At 55.8% G+C, this 18,272-nt stretch carries 19 protein-coding genes; 10 read left to right on the top strand and 9 right to left on the bottom strand.

All coding sequences use genetic code 11. The annotated features are described in order from the left end of the window. Positions 1 to 5: 5 nt before the first annotated feature. Positions 6 to 1,055 carry a nitrogen regulation protein NR(II) gene (glnL, locus tag PU683_RS19660; protein ID WP_277174214.1) on the bottom strand — a complete coding sequence of 350 codons (1,050 nt, stop codon included), beginning with the start codon at positions 1,053 to 1,055 and terminating at the stop codon, positions 6 to 8. A 210-nt stretch (positions 1,056 to 1,265) separates the two neighbouring features. Further along, the gene (gene glnA / locus PU683_RS19655; protein WP_187800638.1) at positions 1,266 to 2,675 is read right to left on the bottom strand and encodes a glutamate--ammonia ligase; all 1,410 of its coding nucleotides are present in this window, start codon (positions 2,673 to 2,675) and stop codon (positions 1,266 to 1,268) included. Positions 2,676 to 3,055: 380 nt separating this feature from the next. On the opposite strand from glnA, the gene typA reads away from it, so the two are divergent. The 5 genes from typA to fabY all read left to right on the top strand — a co-directional run bounded on the left by typA (position 3,056) and on the right by fabY (position 7,903). Then, a complete protein-coding gene (typA, locus tag PU683_RS19650; RefSeq protein ID WP_277174213.1) occupies positions 3,056 to 4,879 on the top strand; it encodes a ribosome-dependent GTPase TypA in 1,824 nt (607 codons plus the stop codon). Between the two features lie 141 nt (positions 4,880 to 5,020). Further along, positions 5,021 to 5,617, top strand: coding sequence for a glucose-1-phosphatase (gene yihX / locus PU683_RS19645; protein WP_277174212.1), 597 nt, complete (start codon positions 5,021 to 5,023; stop codon positions 5,615 to 5,617). Next, the gene (locus PU683_RS19640) at positions 5,614 to 6,486 is read left to right on the top strand and encodes a virulence factor BrkB family protein (protein WP_277174211.1); all 873 of its coding nucleotides are present in this window, start codon (positions 5,614 to 5,616) and stop codon (positions 6,484 to 6,486) included. Before yihX ends, PU683_RS19640 begins: the two co-directional genes overlap by 4 nt. After that, positions 6,483 to 6,917 (top strand): D-aminoacyl-tRNA deacylase, encoded by a 435-nt coding sequence (gene dtd / locus PU683_RS19635; RefSeq protein WP_277174210.1) that lies wholly within the window; start codon positions 6,483 to 6,485, stop codon positions 6,915 to 6,917. The genes PU683_RS19640 and dtd overlap by 4 nt, the downstream gene beginning before the upstream one ends. Before the next feature lie 44 nt (positions 6,918 to 6,961). Further along, positions 6,962 to 7,903: a fatty acid biosynthesis protein FabY gene (fabY, locus tag PU683_RS19630; RefSeq protein ID WP_277174209.1), complete on the top strand. Its 942-nt coding sequence runs from the start codon at positions 6,962 to 6,964 to the stop codon at positions 7,901 to 7,903. A gap of 53 nt (positions 7,904 to 7,956) precedes the next feature. On the opposite strand, the gene PU683_RS19625 is transcribed toward fabY, so the two are convergent. After that, the gene (locus PU683_RS19625; RefSeq protein WP_277174208.1) at positions 7,957 to 8,868 is read right to left on the bottom strand and encodes an alpha/beta hydrolase; all 912 of its coding nucleotides are present in this window, start codon (positions 8,866 to 8,868) and stop codon (positions 7,957 to 7,959) included. Positions 8,869 to 9,070: 202 nt separating this feature from the next. Between PU683_RS19625 and PU683_RS19620 the strand changes: the two genes are divergently transcribed. Both PU683_RS19620 and PU683_RS19615 read left to right on the top strand, forming a co-directional pair. After that, positions 9,071 to 9,313 (top strand): ribbon-helix-helix domain-containing protein, encoded by a 243-nt coding sequence (locus PU683_RS19620; protein ID WP_277174207.1) that lies wholly within the window; start codon positions 9,071 to 9,073, stop codon positions 9,311 to 9,313. A gap of 2 nt (positions 9,314 to 9,315) precedes the next feature. Beyond that, entirely contained in the window at positions 9,316 to 9,684 is a 369-nt protein-coding gene (locus PU683_RS19615) for a type II toxin-antitoxin system VapC family toxin (RefSeq protein ID WP_277174206.1), read from the top strand. A 35-nt stretch (positions 9,685 to 9,719) separates the two neighbouring features. Here PU683_RS19615 and fdhE read toward each other — a convergent pair whose 3' ends face one another. Genes fdhE through fdnG form a run of 4 tightly spaced genes read right to left on the bottom strand, consistent with a single transcriptional unit; the run spans position 9,720 to position 15,246 of the window. Next, positions 9,720 to 10,649 (bottom strand): formate dehydrogenase accessory protein FdhE, encoded by a 930-nt coding sequence (gene fdhE, locus PU683_RS19610; RefSeq protein ID WP_023479362.1) that lies wholly within the window; start codon positions 10,647 to 10,649, stop codon positions 9,720 to 9,722. Next, positions 10,646 to 11,284, bottom strand: coding sequence for a formate dehydrogenase cytochrome b556 subunit (fdoI, locus tag PU683_RS19605; RefSeq protein ID WP_277174205.1), 639 nt, complete (start codon positions 11,282 to 11,284; stop codon positions 10,646 to 10,648). The genes fdhE and fdoI overlap by 4 nt, the downstream gene beginning before the upstream one ends. Beyond that, positions 11,281 to 12,183, bottom strand: coding sequence for a formate dehydrogenase subunit beta (gene fdxH, locus PU683_RS19600; RefSeq protein ID WP_277174204.1), 903 nt, complete (start codon positions 12,181 to 12,183; stop codon positions 11,281 to 11,283). The genes fdoI and fdxH overlap by 4 nt, the downstream gene beginning before the upstream one ends. Positions 12,184 to 12,195: 12 nt before the next feature. Next, on the bottom strand, positions 12,196 to 15,246 hold the full coding sequence (fdnG, locus tag PU683_RS19595) for a formate dehydrogenase-N subunit alpha (RefSeq protein WP_277174203.1): 3,051 nt from the start codon (positions 15,244 to 15,246) through the stop codon (positions 12,196 to 12,198). A gap of 154 nt (positions 15,247 to 15,400) precedes the next feature. Between fdnG and fdhD the strand changes: the two genes are divergently transcribed. Next, entirely contained in the window at positions 15,401 to 16,240 is an 840-nt protein-coding gene (gene fdhD, locus PU683_RS19590) for a formate dehydrogenase accessory sulfurtransferase FdhD (RefSeq protein ID WP_277174202.1), read from the top strand. A 124-nt stretch (positions 16,241 to 16,364) separates the two neighbouring features. After that, positions 16,365 to 16,577, top strand: coding sequence for a YdgH/BhsA/McbA-like domain containing protein (locus PU683_RS19585; protein WP_023479356.1), 213 nt, complete (start codon positions 16,365 to 16,367; stop codon positions 16,575 to 16,577). Between the two features lie 46 nt (positions 16,578 to 16,623). Here the strand turns inward: PU683_RS19585 and PU683_RS19580 are convergent, their stop codons facing one another. Both PU683_RS19580 and PU683_RS19575 read right to left on the bottom strand, forming a co-directional pair. Then, complete coding sequence (locus tag PU683_RS19580) at positions 16,624 to 16,947, bottom strand: AzlD domain-containing protein (RefSeq protein ID WP_277174201.1); 324 nt, start codon at positions 16,945 to 16,947, stop codon at positions 16,624 to 16,626. Beyond that, positions 16,947 to 17,609, bottom strand: coding sequence for an AzlC family ABC transporter permease (locus tag PU683_RS19575; RefSeq protein WP_277174200.1), 663 nt, complete (start codon positions 17,607 to 17,609; stop codon positions 16,947 to 16,949). The genes PU683_RS19580 and PU683_RS19575 overlap by 1 nt, the downstream gene beginning before the upstream one ends. A 101-nt stretch (positions 17,610 to 17,710) precedes the next feature. On the opposite strand from PU683_RS19575, the gene PU683_RS19570 reads away from it, so the two are divergent. Beyond that, complete coding sequence (locus tag PU683_RS19570) at positions 17,711 to 18,259, top strand: helix-turn-helix domain-containing protein (RefSeq protein WP_023479331.1); 549 nt, start codon at positions 17,711 to 17,713, stop codon at positions 18,257 to 18,259. Positions 18,260 to 18,272 lie beyond the last annotated feature (13 nt).

The raw sequence follows: 18,272 nt of genomic DNA, 5'->3' as shown, positions 1-18,272 counted from the left end.
CACCTCTACTTCCGAATAGGCAGGAATACCGAGAACTCGGTATGGCCTGGCCAACTGGTAAATTCAATTTTGCCTGAGTGTTGATCAATCAGGCTGCGTGCAATCGATAAGCCAAGTCCGGTGCCGCCTTCGCGGCCGCTGACCATCGGGTAAAACAGCGTATCCTGCAGATGCTGCGGTATACCCGGGCCGTTATCCTGCACATCGATTCTTGCTGCCAGGCGATAACGTACGCCGTGCAGCGTTAACTGAAACGCGGTGCGGGTGCGCAAAACAATTTCGCCACCTTCCGGCCCCAGTGCCTGAAGCGCATTGCGCACGATATTCAGTAAAACCTGCTCGATTTGGTCAGGATCGTGCGCCAGTTCCGGCAAACTGGGATCGTAATCGCGGATTAACGTGACGTTATCCGGCAGCTCCATCGACACCAGATTTACAACGCGCTCTGCCACTTTATGGATGCTTTCGGTGACGTGCATACCCGGTTGCTGCGGGCCTAACAGGCGATCAACCAGATTGCGCAGGCGGTCGGCCTGCTCAATGATCACTTTGGTGTACTCCAGCAGTGAAGGGTCGGGCAGCGCTTTGCTTAATAGCTGTGCCGCGCCGCGCAGACCGCCAAGCGGGTTTTTAATCTCATGGGCCAGGCCGCGCACCAGATCGCGAGCCGCCACCTGCTGGGCATGCTGCAATTGCTCCTGGCTTAAACGCCGCTGGTTATCCATCGGCGCCATTTCCAGCAGCACCAGCCCGTCCGGCAGCCGTTGTGCTGTCAGGGAGAGAATATGCGAGCGCCCGTCGATGACCAGCGTCACTTCGTTATCGGTAAAGCCCTGGCCTGCATGCAAACTTTCACGCAGCAGCTCAATATTGAGGGAGAAGTAGCTCAGCAGTTCCGGCAGCGGAGTGCCGAACAGTTTGCGCGAGCTTTGCGCCAGCAGCTGTTGTGCCGCGGGGTTGGCGTAATGTACCGCCAGATCGTCATCAACAAGCAGGATGCTGTTGATCAAAGAGTTGAGGATCTGCCCAGCATCGGGCAGCGCGCCGCTTGCCATGTAGCAGTCTCCCGGAGATATGCACCAATTTTGTGCAGTATAGCGTTATAGAAAGAAAAAGCGCGTGAGATCAGGTTGTTGTCGGCGAAAAAAGCCCATCGTGTGATGGGCCAAAGTTTCCACGGCAACTAAAAAATCCTCTGGCCTTTTTCTCGCCGTCGCGGCGTTAGCTGCCTACGACAAGAAATCGGCCGAGTATTAATGACGTAATTAAACGCTGTAATAGAGTTCGAACTCTACCGGGTGCGGCGTCATGCGAACGCGGTCGTTCTCTTCCATACGCAGTGCGATGTAAGCATCGATAGCGTCGTCGGTGAATACGCCGCCAGCGGTCAGGAACTCACGGTCAGCGTCCAGCGCGTTAAGCGCCTCTTCCAGGGAGCCTGCAACCTGCGGGATCTCTTTTGCCTCTTCCGGCGGCAGATCGTACAGGTTCTTGTCCATTGCTTCGCCCGGGTGGATTTTGTTTTTAATACCATCCAGGCCCGCCATCAGCAGCGCGGCAAAGCACAGGTACGGGTTCGCAGCCGGATCCGGGAAGCGCACTTCGATACGACGCGCTTTCGGAGAGGCAACAACCGGGATACGGATTGATGCGGAACGGTTACGGGCAGAGTAAGCCAGCATAACCGGTGCTTCGTAACCCGGGACCAGACGCTTGTAGGAGTTGGTGGTCGGGTTAGAGAGGGCGTTGATCGCTTTTGCGTGTTTGATTACGCCGCCGATGTAGTACAGCGCCATTTCAGACAGGCCAGCGTATTTGTCGCCAGAGAAGAGGTTGGTGCCGTTCTTGGAGAGGGACATGTGGCAGTGCATACCGGAACCGTTATCACCGAACATCGGTTTCGGCATAAAGGTCGCGGTTTTACCGAAGCGGTGCGCGACGTTATGTACCACATATTTGTAAATCTGAATTTCGTCCGCTTTTTTGGTCATGGTGTTGAAGCGGGTTGCCACTTCGTTCTGGCCCGCGGTCGCCACTTCGTGGTGATGCGCTTCAACCACCAGGCCCATCTCTTCCATCACCAGACACATGGTGGAACGCAGATCCTGAGAGGAGTCTACCGGCGGAACCGGGAAGTAACCGCCTTTCACAGCCGGACGGTGACCTTTGTTACCACCTTCATATTTGGTGGTGGTGTTCCATGCGCCTTCGATATCGTCGATAGCAACGCTGGAACCGGAAATAGAGCTGCCGAAACGCACGTCGTCAAACAGGAAGAATTCCGGCTCTGGCCCAAACAGCACGGTGTCTGCCAGACCGGTGGAGCGCAGGTACTCTTCAGCGCGTTTTGCGATGGAGCGCGGATCGCGATCGTAGCCCTGCATGGTGCCTGGCTCGAGGATATCGCAGCGAATAATCAGCGTAGACTCTTCGTAGAACGGGTCAATGACAGCGGTAGTCGCGTCCGGCATCAGCACCATGTCGGATTCGTTGATGCCTTTCCAGCCACCAATCGAAGAACCATCAAACATTTTGCCTTCTTCAAAGAAGTCAGCGTTGACCTGATGGGCTGGGATCGTGACGTGCTGTTCTTTACCTTTGGTATCTGTGAAGCGCAGATCGACAAACTTCACTTCGTGCTCATTCAGCATCGTCAAAACGTGTTCAGCGGACATACTTAAACTCTCCCGGGATTGTCATTGTCGTCGTGGTAACGAGGTCTTCTAATTACTACGTAAATCTGGCGTAGTTGCCGTACAATGGATAAGCGAAATCTATGCCAACTTTTAAATCCTCCTAAAAAGGCGTTATCATGCTCGGCATAGTGCAAAAGGGCTGCACCATGATGGTTACCTTGCACCAATATAGTGCTTTTATGGAAACATAGAGCACTATATTGGTGCAATTTTCGTTATTTGCCCCTTTTAACGCTCCGTGAAAGCGATCACAAAGCAACTCTGCAATACTTGTTTGCAGGGTATGTTTGTGATCCTGTTTAGTCCTTCGATTAATACGTGTACAATAACGCGCTATTTCTAATGCCTGAGGCAAAGTTGTGATCGAAAATCTGCGTAACATCGCCATCATTGCTCACGTTGACCATGGTAAAACGACCCTGGTTGACAAGCTGCTGCAGCAATCCGGTACGTTCGACGAACGTGCTGAAACTCAAGAGCGTGTGATGGACTCCAACGATTTGGAGAAAGAGCGTGGGATTACCATCCTCGCTAAAAACACCGCTATCAAATGGAATGATTATCGTATCAACATCGTTGATACCCCGGGGCACGCCGACTTCGGTGGTGAAGTTGAGCGTGTAATGTCCATGGTTGATTCCGTGCTGCTGGTGGTTGACGCATTTGACGGCCCGATGCCGCAAACGCGCTTCGTGACCAAAAAAGCATTTGCCCATGGTCTGAAACCTATCGTGGTAATCAACAAAGTTGACCGCCCTGGCGCGCGTCCGGACTGGGTTGTTGATCAGGTCTTCGACCTGTTCGTTAACCTCGACGCGACCGACGAGCAGCTGGACTTCCCGATCGTTTACGCATCTGCGCTGAACGGTATCGCGGGTCTGGACCACGAAAACATGGCTGAAGACATGACCCCGCTGTACCAGGCGATTGTTGAACATGTACCGGCACCGAACGTCGATCTCGACGGCACGCTGCAGATGCAGGTTTCCCAGCTCGATTACAACAACTACGTTGGCGTAATCGGCATCGGCCGTATCAAGCGCGGTAAAGTGAAGCCGAACCAGCAGGTCACTATCATCGATAGCGAAGGCAAAACCCGTAACGGCAAAGTCGGTAAAGTGCTGACTCACCTGGGGCTGGAGCGTATTGAGAGTGACGTGGCAGAAGCGGGCGATATCATTGCGATTACCGGTCTGGGCGAGCTGAACATCTCCGACACCATCTGCGATCCGCAGAATGTCGAAGCGCTGCCGGCGCTCTCTGTTGATGAGCCGACCGTAACCATGTTCTTCAACGTCAACACCTCTCCGTTCTGTGGCAAAGAGGGTAAATATGTTACCTCTCGTCAGATCCTTGATCGCCTGAACAAAGAGCTGGTTCACAACGTTGCGCTGCGCGTTGAAGAGACCGAAGACGCTGATGCGTTCCGTGTTTCGGGTCGTGGTGAGCTGCACCTCTCTGTTCTGATCGAGAACATGCGTCGTGAAGGTTTCGAAATGGCGGTTTCCCGTCCGAAAGTCATCTTCCGCGAAATCGACGGCCGTAAACAAGAGCCGTTCGAGAACGTGACGCTGGACGTTGAAGAGCAGCACCAGGGTTCTGTTATGCAGGCACTGGGCGAGCGTAAAGGCGATCTGAAAAACATGAATCCGGACGGCAAAGGCCGCGTACGTCTCGACTACGTGATCCCAAGCCGTGGTCTGATCGGCTTCCGTTCTGAGTTCATGACCATGACCTCCGGTACCGGTCTGCTTTACTCCACCTTCAGCCACTACGACGATATTCGTCCGGGCGAAGTGGGCCAGCGTAACAACGGCGTACTGATCTCCAACGGTCAGGGTAAAGCGGTGGCGTTTGCGCTGTTCGGTCTGCAGGATCGCGGTAAGCTGTTCCTCGGTCACGGTGCGGAAGTGTATGAAGGCCAGATCATCGGTATTCACAGCCGTTCTAACGACCTGACGGTAAACTGCCTGACCGGTAAGAAACTGACTAACATGCGTGCGTCCGGTACGGACGAAGCAACGGTTCTGGTTCCGCCGATCAAGATGACCCTGGAGCAGGCGCTCGAGTTCATCGATGACGACGAACTGGTAGAGGTAACGCCTCAGTCCATTCGTATCCGTAAACGTCATCTGACTGAGAACGACCGTAAACGCGCAATGCGCGGTGCAAAAGAAGACTAATTCTCCTCTTTTAGCCCAACAAAAGCCGCTGATAATCAGCGGCTTTTTTTTATCCCGCGATCGCGGGCGTGAAAGGGCCCGCTATTCAAGCGTAAACTTTCCCGCTACAGTTAACTCTCCATGGCAGGCAAGGAGAGGCAAATGCTCTATATCTTTGATTTAGGTAATGTGATTGTCGATATCGACTTCAACCGGGTGCTCGGTGCCTGGAGCGATTTCAGCCGCGTACCACTGGCAACCCTGAAGCAGAACTTTGTCATGGGGGAGGCCTTCCACCGTCATGAACGCGGGGAGATAAGCGATGAGGAGTTCGCCAAAGCCCTGTGTGAAGAGATGGCGCTGCCGCTAAGCTATGAGCAATTCTCCACCGGCTGGCAGGCGGTATTCGTCGCGCTACGGCCGGAAGTCATCGACATCATGCATAAACTGCGCGGACAGGGACACCGTGTGGTAGTGCTGTCGAACACCAACCGCCTGCACACGACATTCTGGCCGGAACAGTATCCGGAGATCCGCGCCGCTGCCGATCATATCTATCTCTCCCAGGAGATGGGTATGCGTAAACCTGAAGCGCAGATATACCAGCAGGTTCTTACTCAGGAGGGCTTCCCGGCGGAAGATGCCGTCTTTTTCGACGACAATGCTGAAAATATTGCTGGCGCTGAGCGTGTGGGGATTACGTCGATCCTGGTCGCCAGTAAGGCCACCATTGTGGACTATTTTTCAAAGCTGCTATGAGAGATGCCGTAAAACAGCGCGCGAAGAGGAGTGCGCAGTCGCTGCTGGCCTGGCTAAAGCTGCTGTGGCGACATATCAACGATGACAACATGACGACGCTGGCGGGGAATCTCGCCTACGTCTCACTGCTCTCGCTGGTGCCGCTGATTGCGGTGATCTTCGCGCTATTCGCCGTTTTCCCGATGTTTTCCGACATCAGCATCCAGCTGCGGCACTTTATTTTTGCCAATTTCATTCCCACAACCGGCGACGTTATTCAGAACTACATTGAGCAGTTCGTCGCCAACTCTACGAAGATGACCGCGGTAGGAGCCTGCGGGCTGGTGGTCACTTCGCTCCTGCTGATGTACTCCATCGACAGCGCACTGAACACCATATGGCGCAGCACCCGCGTGCGTCCGCACGTCTACTCTTTTGCCGTCTACTGGATGATCCTGACCCTCGGCCCACTGCTGGCCGGGGCGAGCCTGGCGATCAGCTCCTATCTGTTGTCGCTGCGCTGGGCCAGTGAGCTCAACAGCGTGATTGATGATGTACTGCGTATTTTTCCGCTGATCCTCTCCTGGCTTTCATTCTGGCTGCTCTACAGCATCGTTCCGACCACGCGCGTACCGAACCGCGATGCGGTGCTGGGCGCATTTGTTGCGGCGGTGCTATTTGAACTGGGCAAGAAAGGTTTTGGTTTATATATCACCATGTTCCCCTCCTACCAGCTGATCTATGGCGTACTCGCTGTTATCCCGATCATGTTTCTCTGGGTCTACTGGACCTGGTGTATCGTCTTGCTTGGGGCGGAAATTACTGTCACTCTCGGGGAATACCGCGAACTTAAAAAAGCAGCACAACGAGAAGAAGCAGACCAACCATGATTGCATTAATTCAACGCGTTGCCCGTGCGAGCGTTAGCGTGGCGGGGGAGGTAACGGGTGAAATCGGCCCGGGTCTTCTGGTATTACTCGGCGTCGAGAGGGAAGACGACGAGCAGAAAGCGAACCGCCTGTGTGAACGAGTACTGGGATACCGGATTTTTAGCGATGCCGAAGGGAAAATGAATCTTAACGTCCAGCAGGCTGGCGGCAGTGTGCTGGTGGTATCGCAGTTTACGCTGGCAGCCGATACCGAGCGTGGCATGCGCCCTGGCTTTTCACGCGGTGCCGCGCCAGAAAAAGCCGAGGCGCTCTATAACCACTTTGTTGCACGCTGCGGTCAGCAAATCGCCACGCAAACCGGGCGCTTCGCTGCCGATATGCAGGTGTCGCTGGTCAATGACGGTCCTGTCACATTCTGGCTACAGATATGAGCCAGCTTGCGGCGCGGCCCCGGGTCACAAGAGAGAATGCAGCTATGTATCATCTTCGCGTACCGCAAACTGAAGAAGAGTTAGAACGTTACTACCAGTTCCGCTGGGAAATGTTACGCAAGCCGTTGCACCAGCCGCAGGGCTCCGAGCGCGACGCATGGGACGCCATGGCGCATCACCAGATGGTGGTTGATGAAGAGGGCAATATCGTCGCTTCCGGGCGGCTCTATATCAATGCCGATAACGAAGGCTCGATCCGTTTTATGGCGGTGCATCCCTCCGTGCAGGATAAAGGCCTCGGCACGCTGATGGCGATGACCCTTGAATCCGTCGCCCGTCAGGAGGGTGTAAAGCGCGTTACCTGTAGCGCCCGTGAAGATGCGGTGCCTTTCTTCGCCAAGCTGGGGTTTATCAACGAAGGCGAAATCACCGCGCCGCAAACCACCCCCATCCGCCATTTTCTGATGATCAAACCCATCGCCTCGCTGGATGATATTCTTCATCGCGGCGACTGGTGTGGTCAGCTGCAGCAGGCCTGGTATCAACATATTCCGCTCAGCGAAAAGATGGGCGTGCGCATCCAGCAGTACACCGGGCAAAAATTTATTACCACCATGCCGGAAATCGGAAATCAAAATCCGCACCATACGCTGTTTGCCGGTAGCCTTTTCTCGCTGGCGACGCTCACCGGCTGGGGGCTTATCTGGCTGATGCTGCGCGAGCGCCACCTGGGAGGCACGATTATTCTCGCCGACGCCCATATCCGCTACAGCTCGCCCATCAGCGGGAAACCGAGCGCCATTGCCGATCTCGGCTCGCTAAGCGGCGATCTCGACCGCCTGGCACGCGGGAAAAAAGCGCGTGTACAGATGCAGGTGGAGCTGTTTGGCGATGATAAACAGGGCGCACTTTTCGAAGGTATCTACATTGTTCTGCCCGCAAAACCCTTCGGCTCGTTCGAGGAGGGCGGCAATGAAGAGGAGTAGAGGCTGATCCTGCCGAGGGCGCGCGCGAATGGCGCGCTTTACCGGACAGCCAGTTACACTCTGGCGATGCGCGCCGCCACATCGTAAATCACATCCGTTGCCGTGCGGCTGATGCCGGCCAGCTGGAAGAAACCGTGTATCACACCGAGATAACGCGAACAGGAGCAGGCCACGCCCTGTGCGGTCATTCGCTGATAGAGTGACTCTCCTTCATCGCACAGCGGGTCAAACTCCGCAGTGATGATATGTGTCGGCGGCAGGCCGTTGAAATCATCGCGCCACAGCGGGCTGACATCCGGCAGCAGGCGATCGGTCTCGCCAAGATAGTGATCATAGCCGGAGAGCAGCGCCTCGCGGGTGATGACGTAATCCGAGCCGTTAAGGGTGTAGCTGTCGGACCAGGCAGTTGCATCAAGCATCGGGTAGATGAGGATCAGCTGAGCGGGCTGCCACTCGCCTGTGGCTTTTAAGCGCATCGCCGTGACCAGCGCCAGATGCCCTCCCGCGCTATCGCCCGCCAACGTGATGCGCTGACAATCGATGCCAAGCTGCTGCGCGTTTTCCCGGATCAGTTCGGCCCCCCTCCGCGCATCATCATGTGCTGCTGGCCAGCGGTGTTCCGGCGCAAGGCGGTACTGCACGGCGATGACCCGACAGCCGCTGTAAAAGGCGAGCTGGCGCAGCTGTTTATCATGGGTATCGAAACCGCCGCTGACAAAACAGCCCCCGTGATAGTAGATAAGTGCGGGCAGATTACCGTTGGCATCTTGCGGCGAGAAGCAGCGAAAGCGAATACCTTCCAGCGTCAACTCACTCACCTCAACGCGCTGTTCCGTTTCGCCTGCCAGCGCCGTGCTGGCGAGATACTGCGCGCGCCGGTCATCAATACTCTGCTCGCAGACGGAAGGCCGTCCTGCAGCAATAAAGTCGCTTACCAGTTGGCTAATACCCTGTTCCAGTGCCATTTCGCATTCCTTTGTCTGTATAAATACCCAGGTTTTATAGCCTGGTTTTTGCGAAATGAAAACGGGGGTTTTTGGGCTGAAAATGAAAAGTGGAACTCAGCTCGAAAGAACGTTTTTTTCCTCAAAATGACACTTGCCCAGCAAAAATGGCAGCGTATCGTGTGGCTGGAAAATAAACGCTTACGATATACTGAGGTGATATATGGATGTTCTCTCTGGAGTAATTATGGGGCGTATTTTGTTGGATTTATCAGATGATGTTATACGCAGGCTCGATAGCTTAAAGCAGCAGCGTAACCTCCCTCGTGCTGAATTATTACGGGAAGCGGTTGAGCAGTATCTTGAAAAGCAGAACACGACAAGCGCTCGCAATGCTTTAGGTCTATGGGGAGATGAGGGCGAAGATGGTCTTGAATTTGAGAGAAAACTGCGCGAGGAGTGGTGACTATGAGCAACCTTGCGTTATTTGATACCAATATCTTGATTGATCTGTTTAATGGCCGGGAAGAGGCTGCTAACACTTTTGAAGATTACAGTGGCAGGATCGCCATCAGCCTGATTAGCTGGATTGAAGTGCTGGTTGGCGCTAAAAAAGTAGGGCAGGAAATTGCGACACGCGCTTTTCTTGATTCACTTGAGGTCATAGAGATTTCCCATCCCATAGCAGAACGAAGCATTGAGCTGCGTCAGGCGTATCGCATGAAGCTGCCCGATGCCATCATTCTTGCAACAGCTCAGATACATAGCCGTTGCCTCGTTACGCGCAATACCAAAGATTTTGCGTCTGTAACAGGGGTTTTAACACCTTATCAGTAACAGGCCGGGCAAAAACTTACCGCGACCTGCTGAATTTACTCCCCCTCGCCGGGGAATAAGAACGGGTTGATGGAGCTGCGGGCGAACCCTTCCTGCTCCATGCGGGCATCGAGGATCAGCGACGCAAGATCGTCGGCCACCGCTTCGACATTCTGGTCTTTTTCCTGATAAAGAATCTTCAGGTAAGTGCCGCAGTCGCCGCAGCTTTCCGCTTTGATTGCCGCCTGCTCGTTATCCAGCGACCAGTAGTGCAGATCGCGGGTTTGCTCGCAATTGCTGCACTTCACGCGCACCACGTGCCATTCAGTTTCGCACAGGTTGCAGTGCAGGTAGCGAAGCCCCTGGCTGCTGCCGATGTGCACAGTACTGGACACCGGCATCGATCCGCACACCGGGCAGAACTGGCGCTGTTCGCCATATTCCGCGCGGGCTTTCCCTGGGATGAGGCTGGCCATCTGCGCCCAGTAGAGCGACAGCGCGGCCCAGATAAAGGGCGCTTTATCGCTGCTGACGGAGGCGAAGTCAGCGGCAAAGAGTGCGCTGGCCATCGCTTCCAGCTCCTGTGCGGAGGCTTTTTCCAGATTCTCGATCACCGCCAGCGCCGGGCCGCTCATCTCCGGTTTCAGCTCGGCAATCAGCGAATGCAGCAGCTTGTGCCAGTGCGTATCGCGCGGCAGGACATGAATATCGAGCGGCGGTTTGCCCTGCGCGGCAGCTTCTTTAAGACGCGCCGTCAGGTCGAGTTGTAACGGGTGGTCATACAGCACCACCTCCTGAGCATGGGCGATAAGCGCGGCAAAACGCAGATAATCACCCAGCGGATTACTCTCTGCCAGCGTGCGCAGACGTTCCGCACGGCGGTTGTAGAGGTTTTTGAGTCTGGGGAATAACAACGGCGGAATCACTTCCGCCGTGCGTTTTTCGCTCTTCTCCAGCTCATCTTGCGGGATTATGCGAATACTCATTCAGTTGGTTTTTCCGTTGTCTTGCTGCGAACTTCCCGGTACCAGCGCGGGTGATGTTTCTTCGCCCAGGTACTGGTAACCCAGCCTTCCACCATTGCGGTTATGGTGCCTTTAACCCACAAGGCGGCATAAATGTGCACCATGATAACCACAATCAACGCGACTGCTGCAAATGAATGCACCATCAGCGCTAAGCGGATTACCGGGATGGGAAACGCGGGTGCAAAGTAAGGGCGCCAGATAACCACGCCGCTTGCCAGTAGCAACACCAGGAAGATAATCGCCGCCCAGAACACACACTTCTGACCGAAATTATAGCGCCCGGTGTCACCCACTTCCTCATTGACGACGATCTTACGAATATTCTTCGCCCAAAAGATATCATCCCTATTGATGAGGTTATGGTGCCAATAGCGGAAAAACATGATTATAAACGAGGCAAACATCACCACGCCGACAAACGGATGAAGGATACGCGCCAGCTGCGGCGTCCCCAGAATGTTCATCAACCAGTTGAAGGAAGGGAAGAAAAATCCCAGCCCGCTCACCGCTGCCAGCACGAAGCAGAAGGCGGTGATCCAGTGGTTGATGCGCTCGGGTGCCGAATAGCGCACGATGGTGTCACGTTTTCTCATTTGCGCACCTCGTCTTTCTCTTCATGCAGGTTGTCCTCTTCCTCTTCTGCGCGGTTCGGACCGACACCGACATAGTGGAAGATGCTGGCCGCGAAGGTGGCCGCAAAGCCGACCGCCGCAAGAGGTTTCCAGATCCCTTTCCAGAACTTCACGGTCTCGCTGATCGCCGGGTTTTCCGGCAGGCCATGATAGAGATTCGGGTTATCGGCATGGTGCAGCACATACATCACGTGCGTGCCGCCAACACCGGCCGGATCGTACAGGCCTGCTTTCTCATAACCACGGGTTTTCAGCTCTGCCACGCGCTCGCCGGCGAGGTTTTTCATATCCTCTTTGGAGCCAAAGTGGATAGCGCCGGTCGGGCAGGTTTTCACACAGGCCGGTTCCTGGCCTACCGTTACACGGTCAACGCACAGCGTACATTTGTAGACGCGATTGTCTTCCGGGTTCAGGCGCGGCACATCGAACGGACAGCCAGCGATGCAGTAACCACAGCCAATGCACTGCTCAGACTGGAAGTCGACAATGCCGTTAGCATACTGAATGATAGCCCCTTCTGACGGGCATGCTTTCAGACAGCCAGGATCGGCGCAGTGCATGCAGCCATCTTTACGAATCAGCCACTCCAGTTTGTCGTTCTGCTCCACTTCCGAGAAACGCATCACCGTCCATGATTTAGCGGTCAGATCTGCGGGGTTGTCATACACCCCGACGTTATGCCCCACCTCATCACGCAGGTCGTTCCATTCGGAACAGGCCACCTGACAGGCTTTACAGCCGATACAGGTGGTGACGTCGATAAGCTTCGCCACTTCCTGCTGGTGATCCCGCGCCTGAGGCGCGGGAGTGAAACCGTTAGTCGCGGAACGACGGATGATGTCTTGCGATTGATAAGCCATAAGTCGTCTCCGTTACACCTTTTCCACATTCACCAGGAACGCCTTGAACTCCGGCGTTTGGGTATTCGCATCACCGACAAACGGCGTCAGCGTGTTGGCGATAAAGCCTTTCTTCGCCACGCCCTCGTAACCCCAGTGAATAGGAATACCGATCGTGTCGATATCTTTGCCGTCCACTTTCAGGGTGCGGATACGCTTGGTCACCACCGCTTTGGCTTTGATATAGCCACGGTTGGAGGAGACACGCACGGTATCGCCCTGCGTAATGCCGAGCTTGCCCGCCAGTTTCTCACCAATCTCCACAAACTGTTCCGGCTGCGCAATCGAGTTCAATAACGCGTGTTTAGTCCAGTAGTGGAAGTGCTCGGTCAGGCGGTAAGTGGTACCGACATACGGGAACTTATCGGCTTTACCCATCGCCGCGAGATCGCCTTTAAAGACGCGCGCGGCAGGGTTGGAGACAACATTTGGGTGCAGCGGGTTGGTGCCCAGCGGCGTTTCAAACGGCTCGTAGTGCTCCGGGAACGGCCCTTCCATCATCTTATCAAGCGCGAAGAGGCGACCCAGCCCTTCCGGCTGCATGATAAACGGTCCGACTTCGCTGCCCGGTGCGGCGGTGCTGTAGTCCGGAATATCTGCACCTACCCACTTGCCGTTGGCGTAGCTGAGCAGCTTGCGCTTCGGATCCCACGGATTACCCTGCGGGTCAGCGGAGGCACGGTTATAGAGAATACGGCGGTTGAGCGGCCACGCCCATGCCCAGCCCAGCGTATTGCCGAGACCTGACGGATCGGCATTATCGCGTCGCGCCATCTGGTTGCCGTCCGGCGTCCAGCTCCCGGCGAAAATCCAGCAGCCGCTTGAGGTGCTGCCGTCATCGCGCAGGTGCGCAAAGCTGGCAAGCTGGTTGCCTTTCTTCGCCAGCACGTCGCCGCTTACCGGATCGATAATATCGACCAGCGCTTTGCCGTTGCTCTCCATCGCCACTTCTTCCGCCGACGGATTCTCCGGCGTCGAGTAGTTCCAGGTCATGTTCAGAACCTGTTCCGGATTCGCGCCACCCTCTGCGGCATACATCTTACGCAGACGTAAGAAGATACCGGCCAGGATCTCACCGTCGTTCAGCGCTTCGCCCGGGGCGTCGGCACCTTTCCAGTGCCACTGCAACCAGCGACCGGAGTTAACGATAGAGCCGTTCTCTTCAGCAAAGCAGGTCGACGGCAGGCGGAACACTTCGGTCTGGATGGTCGACGGATCGACATCGTTAGACTCGCCGTGGTTCTGCCAGAAGGTCGAGGTTTCCGTATTCAGCGGATCGATGGTCACCAGGAACTTCAGTTTCGACAGTGATGCCACTACCTTGTTCTTGTTCGGGAACGAGGCGACCGGGTTAAAGCCCTGGCAGATATAGCCGTTGACCTTGCCCTGACTCATCATTTCGAAGTACTGCAGAACGTCGTAGCCTTTGTCCCACTTCGGCAGCCAGTCAAAGCCCCAGCTGTTCTCCGCCGTCGCTTTGTCGCCAAAGAAGGCTTTCATCATTGAGACGAAGAATTTCGGGTAGTTACTCCAGTAGTTAACCTGGCCTTCCAGCAGCGGTTTCGGCGTGTTAACGGTCAGGTAGGTCTGGAGATCTTTCTGCTTCTCGCTCGGCAGCGTCATGTAACCCGGCAGACTCTGCGACAGCAGGCCAAGATCGGTCAGACCCTGGATATTGGAGTGACCGCGCAGGGCGTTTACGCCGCCGCCTGCCATCCCCATATTGCCGAGCAGCAGCTGGATCATCGCCATGGTACGGATGTTCTGCGCGCCGACGGAGTGCTGCGTCCAGCCCAGTGCATAGAGGAACGAGGCGGTCTTATCGTGCGCGCTGGTTTCCGCGATGTACTCGCACACCTTCAGGAAGTCCGCTTTTGGCGTCCCGCAGATGTTCTCCACCACGTCAGGCGTATAGCGGGAGACGTGCTGTTTCAGCAGGTTCCACACGCAGCGCGGGTGAGTCAGCGTTTTATCGCGTTTGGCGAAACCCTTCTCATCCAGCTCGTAGTTCCAGGTGGTTTTGTCGTACTTGCGTGTTTCTGCGTTATAGCCGGTGAACAGACCATCTTCAAAGCCAAAATCTTCACGCACGATGAGGCTGGCGTTGGTATAGGCTTCGGTATATTCGCGGTTATATTTTTCGTTGTTCAGCAGGTACAGCAACACGCCTGACAGGAAAGCGATGTCAGTACCGGAACGAATCGGCGTATAAAAATCCGCAACAGAGGCGGTTCGCGTAAAGCGTGGATCAATAACAATCAGCTTCGCGCCATTGTGGATCTTGGCTTCCATCGCCCAGCGGAATCCCACCGGATGCGCTTCTGCCGCGTTCCCGCCCATCACGACGATGAGGTTGGCGTTCTTCATATCAACCCAGTGGTTGGTCATCGCACCGCGACCAAATGTTGGAGCAAGACTTGCTACCGTTGGTCCGTGTCAGACACGCGCCTGGTTATCGACAGCTAACATGCCGAGTGCGCGGGTAAATTTCTGGGTTAAATAGCCGGTTTCGTTACTGGAAGCGGATGCGCACAGCATCCCGGTGCTCAGCCAGCGGTTAACGGTGGTGCCTTCGGCGTTCTGCGCAACATAGTTGGCGTCGCGGTCGGCTTTCATCAGTTTGGCGATGCGCTCAAAGGCATCTTCCCAGGTGATGCGTTGCCACTTATCGGAACCTGGCGCACGGTATTCCGGGTACTTCAGGCGGCTTTCAGAGTGGATGAAATCCACCAGACCTGCCCCTTTCGGGCAGAGCGCGCCGCGGTTTACCGGATGGTCCGGGTCGCCTTCGATATGGAAAATTGACGCTTTGGCGTTTTTTGCACCGTCGCCGAGGCTATACATCAATAGCCCGCAGCCCACGGAACAATATGTGCAAGTATTACGGGTTTCGCGGGTGCGCAACAGCTTATATTGCCGTGTCTCCGCGAGTGCAATGTTGGGGGCAAAGCCCAGTGCTGCAGCCGTTGTACCTGCCATACCGCCAGCGCAGATCTTAAAGAACTGCCTTCTGCTGACCTGCATGGGTTACTCCTGGGTTGACATTACTCTTATCGTTTTTTTCTTTGCGGTGAATTTCACAAAGGTTCAGAATTGCCGCTTATCCCTCTGCTTAAGAAGGATATGCGCGGAGAATACCACATTGTCGGTACGCTTGTTCGAGGGTAGTTAATACAAAGTGAACATTTTGCATACTAAAAAGCACAAAAATGCAACATCAGTCACAGGCGTACGCGAAGTCGTGCTCTGGAAGCGTGACAACCTGCAGCAGCCCCAGCCAGATATGCTGGCAGAAGAGGTGCCTGTCGCGCTGGTCTACAATGGTATTTCCCACGTGGTGATGATGGCATCACCAAAAGATCTGGAGGTGTTCGCCATCGGCTTCTCCTTATCCGAAGGGATTATTGAAACCCCCGCCGACATTTACGGTATGGATATTGTGCCGTCCTGTAACGGGCTGGAGGTGCAGATCGACCTCTCCAGTCGCCGCTTTATGGGGCTAAAGGAGCGCCGCCGCGCGCTGGCCGGGCGCACCGGCTGCGGTGTTTGCGGGGTTGAGCAGCTCAACGATATCGGTAAGCCCATCGCGCCGCTGCCGTTCACCCAGACCTTTGATTTAGCCGCGCTGGATCACGCGCTCGCCCACTTGACCGACGTGCAGCCTATCGGGCAGCTGAGCGGCTGTACTCACGCCGCCGCATGGCTATTACCTTCCGGCGAGCTGGCGGGCGGGCATGAAGATGTGGGGCGCCATGTGGCGCTGGATAAGCTGCTCGGACACCGGGCGCGCGCCGGTGAAACGTGGGCGTCCGGTGCGGTGCTGGTCTCCAGCCGCGCCAGCTATGAGATGGTGCAAAAATCGGCGATGTGCGGCGTCGAAATCCTGTTTGCCGTCTCCGCAGCGACCACCCTGGCGGTTGAAGTGGCGCAGCGTTGTAACCTGACGCTGGTCGGTTTTTGCAAGCCAGGCAGGGCGACGATTTATACCCACCCGCAGCGGCTGGTGGGTGTAAATTAAGCGTCAAAAAAACTGAAAGAGTTTAGCAAATCCTTCCGCTTTTTGTTTTGAGGGTAGAGGCCTATCATTACTTTCATCGAGGCAAAGCGCCTCACTTAAACAAAATAACGTAAGGGTTTATCTCATGAAAAACATCAAAACTTTTGTTGCAGTTATCGCTCTCGCTTCCTCTTTCGGTACATTTGCTGCGCAAACCGTGACCGCAACCGACACCACGCTAAGCGGTGCGGAAGCGAAAATTGCCGCCCAGGCACAGCAGGCTGGCGCCTCTTCTTACCAGATCACCGAAGCGTATAACGGCAATCAGGTTCACATGACCGCTGAACTGACCAAATAAGTTATGCAGTATCGTCGAAAGAGCGCCTCCGGGCGCTTTTTTCGTTTTAGTGCAGACCCGCCAGACGCAGCAGGGCTGTGACAACCGCCGCCGACAGGATCACCACGATCAACGGCATTTTGCGCCAGGCCAGAAAGAGTGCAAACAGCACGCCTAAGACGCGCGCCATCCCGGCGAAGTGATCCCCTTCATACAGCATTGCGGCCAGTGCAACAGCGAACAGCAGCGTGGTCGCCGCATCCGAGAGTAGCCCCTGCGCACGTTCCGACAATGCCAGCCGCCCGCCCAATTTCGCCCCGCCAAGCCGCATCAGATAGGTACCTACAGAGAGAATGGCGATGCCGCCAAGAGTCAGTGCAACGCTTGCCATTATCGTCTCCTCGTCAGTAAGCCAAGCAGTGAGAGCAGCACCGGTAACCCCACCGGTGCGAAGGGGACCGTCGCCAGTGAGAGCGCCGCGCCGCTACAGGCGCGTATCAGCGTGGTGCGCTTTTTCAGCGCTGGCAGCACCAACGCCAGCAGTATCGCCGGGAAAACTGCGTCCAGGCCGATGGTTTCCGGCGCGGGCAGCAATGTTCCGACCGACGCGCCGAGCAGCACGCCAACCGGCCACAGCAGCGCCACGCCCAGCCCGCAGAGCCAGTAAGCCGCTTTGCGCTGTTCAGGCGTTGATTGCGAAAGCCCGAACACCACGCTCTCATCATTCATAATGTGACAGCCCAACAACCCGGCGGCCCGTTTACCCACCAGCTCGCGTACCGTCACGCCGAACGGAATATGGCGCGCATTGACCAGCAGCCCGGCGACCGCCGCCGCCAGCGGGCTACCGCCGCTTGCCACAATACCGATAAACATAAACTCCGACGCGCCTGCCAGAACGAGTGTCGAGAGCATCAGCGGCACCCAGAGCGGAAAGCCGTAAGCCATCGCCAGAGAACCATAGGAGACGCCGACAACGCCGACCGCCAGGCAGACCAGCCCAATCGCTCTCACCGTGTCGCTTGTAAGGGAAGAAAAGTGTCGTGTGAACATCGCTTTTTAGCCATATCGAACGTGTATCCATTATAATGAACATCCTGTGACCGTTTTTCAAGACGAACATAACGTTCGATTAAATGAACATTAAGGCCGGTATGACACAACCCATCGCTATTATCGCCAAAAGCCTGGCGCGTGAGCGGCAACGAACCGGGCTCTCGCTGGCGGAGATCGCCCGTCGCGCGGGGATTGCCAAATCGACGCTATCGCAGCTGGAAGCGGGCAACGGCAATCCGAGCCTCGAAACCCTGTGGGCACTCTGCGTGGCGCTGGATATTCCTTTCGCCCGTCTGCTGGAGCCGCAAAACCCGCAAACGCAGGTTATTCGCCGCGGTGAAGGCACTAAAGTGGTCGCCGAACAGGCACACTACCAGGCGATATTGCTGGCAACCTGTCCGCCCGGCGCGCGGCGCGATATCTATCTGCTGCTGACGCAGCCCGGCGCGGATCGCATCTCCCACCCACACCCTGCCGGTTCGGTCGAGCACATTATTGTGACGCAGGGCCGGGCGCTGGTCGGGCTGACCGAAGCGCCTGAAGAGTTAAACGAAGGGGATTACATCTGTTACCCGGCGGATCGCGAGCATATCTTTAAAGCGCTGGAGCCGGATACGCAGGCGATCCTCGTTGCCGAGCAGAATTGAGCCTTTCTCCCCT

The sequence above is a fragment of the Candidatus Kosakonia sp. 282A-S69 genome (assembly GCF_029433855.1).
GTDB classification, from domain to species: Bacteria; Pseudomonadota; Gammaproteobacteria; order Enterobacterales; family Enterobacteriaceae; genus Kosakonia; species Kosakonia cowanii_A.
This window is presented reverse-complemented; position numbering and strand designations above follow the sequence as displayed.